The sequence below is a fragment of the Oscillibacter sp. KLE 1728 genome (genome assembly GCF_934833455.1).
GTDB classification, from domain to species: domain Bacteria; phylum Bacillota; class Clostridia; order Oscillospirales; family Oscillospiraceae; genus Oscillibacter; species Oscillibacter welbionis.
The window spans coordinates 1-5,571 of sequence record NZ_CAKVVF010000111.1 but is presented as its reverse complement, the minus strand read 5'-3'; the positions used below and the strand labels follow the sequence as shown (position 1 = coordinate 5,571).

Here is a 5,571-nt window from a genome sequence, read left to right as displayed (position 1 = left end):
GCTCTCCCAATGTGCACGGGCTTACGTGACCCGGGTGGACGCCGCCGCGGAGGGCGCGGACTCCTTCTTTCCCAATCTGGACAAGCTGCCCGGCTGGACTGTAAGAGCCGTCAGCGAGCCGGTGACGGAGAACGGGCTCACCTATCGGTTCTATGACTATGTGAATACGAAGCTGTGCGATTGAGCAGCGGCCCCCCGGGAGATCCCCGCGGGCCCCCAGGTTTTTTCTCCCTGGGCAGTGGGTAACCGGAGGCCCCCCTACACCCCGGCCCCGGGCCCCCGCCTGGTTTTTGCTCCATGGCCTGTGAGTCACGGCAGGCCCCAGATCTCCCGGGCCCGGGACAGCAACGTCTCCACGTTCTCCTGGTGCTCCGCCAGCAGCTGCGCATTGGCCGCGTCCTCCGCCGCATCTCCATAGGGGCGGTACTCTCCCGCCGCCGTAATGTAGAGCTGGTGGCCGGCACAGGTGACGCCGTCCTCCTGAAAGTCATACTCAAAGAGAAGGACGCCCAGTTCCGGCTCGCCGGTCATCCGGGGCCAGATCAGGAGGGAATCTGTGAAGCCCACCTCCTCCCCGTTTTCCAGCGTCAGGTTCGGCATGCCAATCCCCAGATTCCCCGTCCAATGGAGAAATCCAGGCCGGGCCACATTACAGTTGTAACCCTCCCCATCCGTGCCGCACCCCGGGAGGGCCGGAGCCTCCCGCCACCCGGGCTGGGCCCGCAGGGCCTCCATGTAAACATCATAGGGCCGGTAGGCTGTGAAATACCACACAGCGGAGAGCAGGGCGAAGGCGGCGAGGAGCAGGGCCAGAAGACGGAGGAAACGCCGCGGGCTGCGCGGCCCGCCCTGTGCATCTTCCACTGGAATGACATCTTTTCTCATTCCTGCGGCACCTCCTGCGGTGGCAGTTCCGCAATCGCCCACATCTCCTCCTGGGCGGCGGTGGCGGCGGGCAAGTCCACTTCCTCGCCCTCTTTCCACAGCAAGACGGCATCCTCACCCAAGCCGAAGTAGATCGCTTCGGTCTCCATGGCATCATCCGACCAGCTTTCAAACATGGCGTCCCCGCCCCGGTTATAGTTGCTGTCAAAGTCAAACAACTCCACCCGGAGAATGGGCCGCTCCAGATAGTAGTGAAGTCCGTCCGCCTCCTCCCGGAATGTCAGGGCATACCAGGTCTCCCGGCCCTCCCGAAAATCCCAGTGGACCCCCACGCCTCCGCTCTTCAGCCGGTAAACATCCAGCGTATAGTCCCCGCCATCCATGGGGATGCACGTCCATGTAGTGAGGGTCCAAATCCCCACTGCGGCGGCCGCGCATACCACCACGGCAACAATCACGCCAATGATATGGGCCCGGCGCTTGCCCCTCTTCCACTCACCGGATATTTTTTTCACTGCTACCGCCGCGTCATCGGCGGCCTTTTCCACCTCCGGCAGGGGCGCGTCCATAGCCGTTAGGGCGGCACGGCACGCCTCACAGGTTTGCAGGTGTTCTTCCACCGCCGCCCGGCTCTTGTCCGAGCAGACGCCGTCGTGGTACAGGGGCAGCAGGTCCTGTACGATATCATGGTCCAGCTGGTCCATCAAATCCCTCCTTCAATTTCTGGCGGGCCCGGAAGTAGGTGACCCGGGCCCAGGACTCCGTCTTGCCGAAGAGCTCCCCGATCTGGGCAAAGGGCAGCTCCCCGAAGGTCCGCAGGGAGAACACCTCCTTGTAGGGTTCCGGCAGGTCATGGAGCAGCCGGTGGAGCCGCTTGGCGGCGTCCCGGTCCGCAAAGCCGCACTCCAGCCCGTCGTCCCCCGGCTCCTGCTCCAGCTCTCCCCGGTGCTTTCGCTCCCGGCACAGCGAGAGGTACTGGTTCCGGGCGATCTGGCACAGCCATACCCGCAGCTGGCAGTCCCCCCGGAACTGGTCGATGGAGGCCAATGCCCGGAAGAAGGTCTCCTGGGTCACCTCCTCCGCCGTGTGGGCGTCCCGGCTGAGGGCCAGGATGTAGCGGTACACGTCGGCGAAATACGTCTGATAGATCTCCTCAAAATCCGGCACGGCCTCACCTCCCTCTCTGCCATAGGACGCATGGACAGTAGTTTTGTTACAAAAAAAGTGCCCGGGATTCCGGGCTCTTTTTTATGGCTCTTTTCTGCGGCATTCCTCTACGGGAAACATCGCTCCACAAATGTGGCAATACATGATTTTACTCCCATCCGGGCTCCACTTGGATGATCGGAAGTCCTGTCCCGATAACTCTGCGCCGCAGGAGGGGCACACAAACACCGTTGCATATCGTCGGCTCCACAGGACCAGCCCCACGGCGCCTGCGACAACTGCCGCCACTCCCAGGGGCCACAGGTCCGTTCCGGCCGCGATCATCCCGCCGAACAGGAGCACGCACCAGATCACGAAGCCCGCCCACTTCTTCCATCCGCCCATGCACCCATCTCCTTGTTTTTTCTCTGGCGCCATTATATAATGGAGGCCAGTGATTTGCAAGGCGGGAGGTGATTCCATGGCGGACCTGAACACAGATGTGCGGTACATCAAGGGCATCGGGGAGCAGCGGGCCAAGGCCCTGGGCAAGCTGGGCATCGCCACCCTGCGGGACCTGATCTCTTACTTCCCCCGGGCCTACGACGACCGCTCTGCCCTGCGGCGCATTGCGGACCTGGTGCCCGGCGAGACCGCCGGCGTGGCCGCCATGGTGGCGTCCCCGCCCACCATCTCCCACATCCGCAAGGGGCTGGATCTGGTGAAGCTCCGGGCGGTGGACGACACCGGCACCCTGGATGTGACCTTTTTCAACCAGGCGTGGCTGAAAAACAGCCTGCACCAGGGAGAGACCTATATCTTCTATGGCCGGGCGGAGGGCTCCCTCCTCCGGCATCAGATGGCCAATCCTGTGGTGGAGCCGGAGGGGCGGCGGGAGGTCACCGGCCGCATCGTGCCCATCTATCCCCTTACCGCCGGAGTCAGCCAGCTGATTTTGTCCCGGTCCATCCGCCAGGGGCTGGACGCCTGCGCGGACATCCTGCCGGACGTGCTGCCGGACCGTGTGCGGCAGCATCATCAGCTCTGCCGCATCGAGTACGCCTATGAGAACATCCACTTCCCGGAGAGCGCGGAGGCCCTGGACCTGGCCCGGCGGCGGCTGGCCTTTGAGGAGCTGTTCCTCTTCACCATCGGGCTGGAGCGGCTCCGCTCCCGCCGGGAGGTGGTCCACGTGCCCCCTTGCGGCGGCGTGGACATGGAGCTTTTCTACCGTGCCCTGCCCTTCACCCTGACGGACGCTCAGCGCCGCTGTGTGGAGGAAGCACTGGCGGACATGCGCTCCGGCACGCCCATGAACCGGCTCTGTCAGGGAGACGTGGGTTCCGGCAAGACCATGGTGGCCGCCGCCTGCGTGTACTTCATGGTGAAGAATGGCCGCCAGGCGGCCCTGATGGCCCCTACGGAGATCCTGGCCCAGCAGCACTACCAGGGCCTGGCCCCTCTGCTGGAAAATTTGGGTATCCGGTGCGCCCTGCTGACCGGCTCCACCACCGCCAAGACGAAACGGTCCATCACTCAGCAACTGGAGAGCGGGGAGATCGACTTTGCCATCGGCACCCACGCCCTCATCACCGGCAGCGTGGCCTACCGCGACCTGGGCCTGGTGGTGACGGATGAGCAGCACCGCTTCGGTGTGGCCCAGCGGGCGGAACTGGCCGCCAAGGGGGACCACCCCCACATTCTGGTCATGTCCGCTACCCCCATCCCCCGGACCCTGGCCCTGATCCTCTACGGAGACCTGGACGTGTCCATCATCGACCAGCTGCCCCCCGGCCGCCAGCCGGTGCAGACCTTCGCCGTCACCGGGGGCTATCACCAGCGGGTGTACCGTTTCATCCGCAAGCTGGTGGGCGAGGGCCGCCAGGCCTATATCGTCTGTCCCATGGTAGAGGAGAATGACCAGCTCCCCGACGAGCGCAAGGCGGTGACGGAATACGCCAAAAAGCTCCAGTCCGAGGTGTTTCCGGATCTCAAGGTGGCCTTCGTCCACGGCAAGATGAAGCCCAAGGAGAAGGACGCCGTCATGGCCGCCTTCGCTGCCCACGAGACGGACATTCTGGTGTCCACCACCGTCATCGAGGTGGGGGTGGATGTGCCCAACGCCGCGGTGATGGTGATCGAGAACGCGGAGCGGTTCGGCCTCTCCCAGCTCCACCAGCTGCGGGGCCGGGTGGGCCGGGGGAAGCATCAGTCCTACTGCATCCTGATCTCCGACAACCGAAACGAGGAGACGAGGCAGAGACTGAAGGTCATGACCAAGACCACTGACGGTTTCCAGATCGCGGAGGAGGACCTGCGGCTCCGGGGCCCCGGTGACTTCTTCGGAGCGCGCCAGCACGGCCTGCCGGGGCTGAAGGTGGCGGATCTGGGCTGCGACACCCAGCTGCTGCAGGAGGCCCGTCAGGCGGCGGAGCAGCTGCTGGCACAGGACCCGGCGCTCACCTCCTGCCCCGCCACGGCAGAGCGGGTGACGGAGCTCTTCACACAGCAGGCGGATGCCCTGAACTGAAACTCCCCGGCAGAAGCCGGGGAGTTTTTGCAGTTCTTTGTGACCTTTTGCCCCGCTCACTCGTAATCACAGCAGAAGGAGGTGAGGCCAGTGACCGAAGCGGAACAGCTCTTTGAGCAGGTATACCGGACCTATGGGCCGTCCCTGTACCGTTTCTGCCTGATCCAGATGAAGAACCCGGCGGATGCGGAGGATATCTTGCAGGAGGTGTTCTGCAAGCGGCTGTACCGGGCGCCGGTCTTTGCCTCGCCGGACCACGAGCGGCGATGGCTGTTCCGGGTGGCCCTGAACCAGTGTCGGGACGCCTGGAAGCGGTCCAGCCGGTCCGAGCTGCCGCTGGAGGCCGCCTCCGCCGCCGTCACGCCGGAGGAGCTGGGCCTGTTGGACCACGTGGCCGCCCTGCCGGAGTCCCAGCGGACAGTCCTTCACCTCCACTACTACGAGGGCTACACCCTCCGGGAGATCGCGCGGCTCCTGGGGGTGACGGTGCCCACGGTGAAAATGCGGCTGAAGCGGGGCCGGGACGCCCTGCGGAACACATGGGAGGAGAGCTTATGAATCGCTATCACGAGTCAATGGAACACTGCGCGCCCCCGCCGGAGCTGGAGGAGCAGCTGCGGGAGGCTGTTTTGTCCGCGGAGCCGGAACCTCAGGCCCGGACCGCCGTCTACCGCCCCCGGGGATTTTTCCGAAAGGCGCTGCTGGCTGCGGTGCTGGCTGTTGTACTGACGCTGTCCGTGGGGGCGGCGGTGCTGGTGGACTGGGATGATATTTTCACCGGCTACTTTGGCCCCGACGCGGCGGAAACCCCCATGGCGGAGAAGGCCTTCCAGAAGGTGAATGTCATCTCCGTCTGCGACGATGTGGCCGTGACCATCCGGGAGGCCCTGGTCTCCGAGAAGAACCTTTATCTGATTCTGGACTACCGGCTGCCGGACACAGTGGACCGGGAGCTCGTGGAGATGGCCTATGAAAGCGAGGACTGGCAGGCAAATTGTATCGACCTGCCA

At 64.5% G+C, this 5,571-nt stretch carries 6 protein-coding genes and 1 pseudogene; 4 read left to right on the top strand and 3 right to left on the bottom strand.

Features of this window, described 5'->3' with window-relative positions; translation table 11 throughout:
- A pseudogene (locus QVE23_RS10215) lies at positions 1-184 on the top strand (dihydrofolate reductase); the annotation flags it as partial.
- Between the two features lie 125 nt (positions 185-309).
- Here QVE23_RS10215 and QVE23_RS10210 read toward each other — a convergent pair.
- From QVE23_RS10210 to QVE23_RS10200, 3 genes are read right to left on the bottom strand one after another with little or no spacing between them, the layout of a single operon-like run.
- Entirely contained in the window at positions 310-885 is a 576-nt protein-coding gene (locus QVE23_RS10210) for a hypothetical protein (protein WP_021748890.1), read from the bottom strand.
- Positions 882-1,589 carry a zf-HC2 domain-containing protein gene (locus QVE23_RS10205; RefSeq protein WP_021748889.1) on the bottom strand — a complete coding sequence of 236 codons (708 nt, stop codon included), beginning with the start codon at positions 1,587-1,589 and terminating at the stop codon, positions 882-884. Before QVE23_RS10205 ends, QVE23_RS10210 begins: the two co-directional genes overlap by 4 nt.
- Positions 1,570-2,052 (bottom strand): RNA polymerase sigma factor, encoded by a 483-nt coding sequence (locus QVE23_RS10200; RefSeq protein ID WP_119310579.1) that lies wholly within the window; start codon positions 2,050-2,052, stop codon positions 1,570-1,572. The genes QVE23_RS10205 and QVE23_RS10200 overlap by 20 nt, the downstream gene beginning before the upstream one ends.
- 460 nt (positions 2,053-2,512) lie before the next feature.
- On the opposite strand from QVE23_RS10200, the gene recG reads away from it, so the two are divergent.
- From recG to QVE23_RS10185, 3 genes are all read left to right on the top strand, one after another.
- Positions 2,513-4,561 (top strand): ATP-dependent DNA helicase RecG, encoded by a 2,049-nt coding sequence (gene recG, locus QVE23_RS10195; RefSeq protein WP_021748886.1) that lies wholly within the window; start codon positions 2,513-2,515, stop codon positions 4,559-4,561.
- A gap of 90 nt (positions 4,562-4,651) precedes the next feature.
- A complete protein-coding gene (locus QVE23_RS10190) occupies positions 4,652-5,119 on the top strand; it encodes an RNA polymerase sigma factor (RefSeq protein WP_158629792.1) in 468 nt (155 codons plus the stop codon).
- The coding region (locus QVE23_RS10185) for a hypothetical protein (protein WP_287968143.1) at positions 5,116-5,571 on the top strand (456 nt) is incomplete at its 3' end. The genes QVE23_RS10190 and QVE23_RS10185, both read left to right, overlap by 4 nt.

Coding starts and splice junctions, on each gene's coding strand:
- QVE23_RS10210 (WP_021748890.1), bottom strand. CDS start 885: ATGAGAAAAGATGTCATTCCAGTGGAAGATGCACAGGGCGGGCCGCGC.
- QVE23_RS10205 (WP_021748889.1), bottom strand. CDS start 1,589: ATGGACCAGCTGGACCATGATATCGTACAGGACCTGCTGCCCCTGTAC.
- recG (WP_021748886.1), top strand. CDS start 2,513: ATGGCGGACCTGAACACAGATGTGCGGTACATCAAGGGCATCGGGGAG.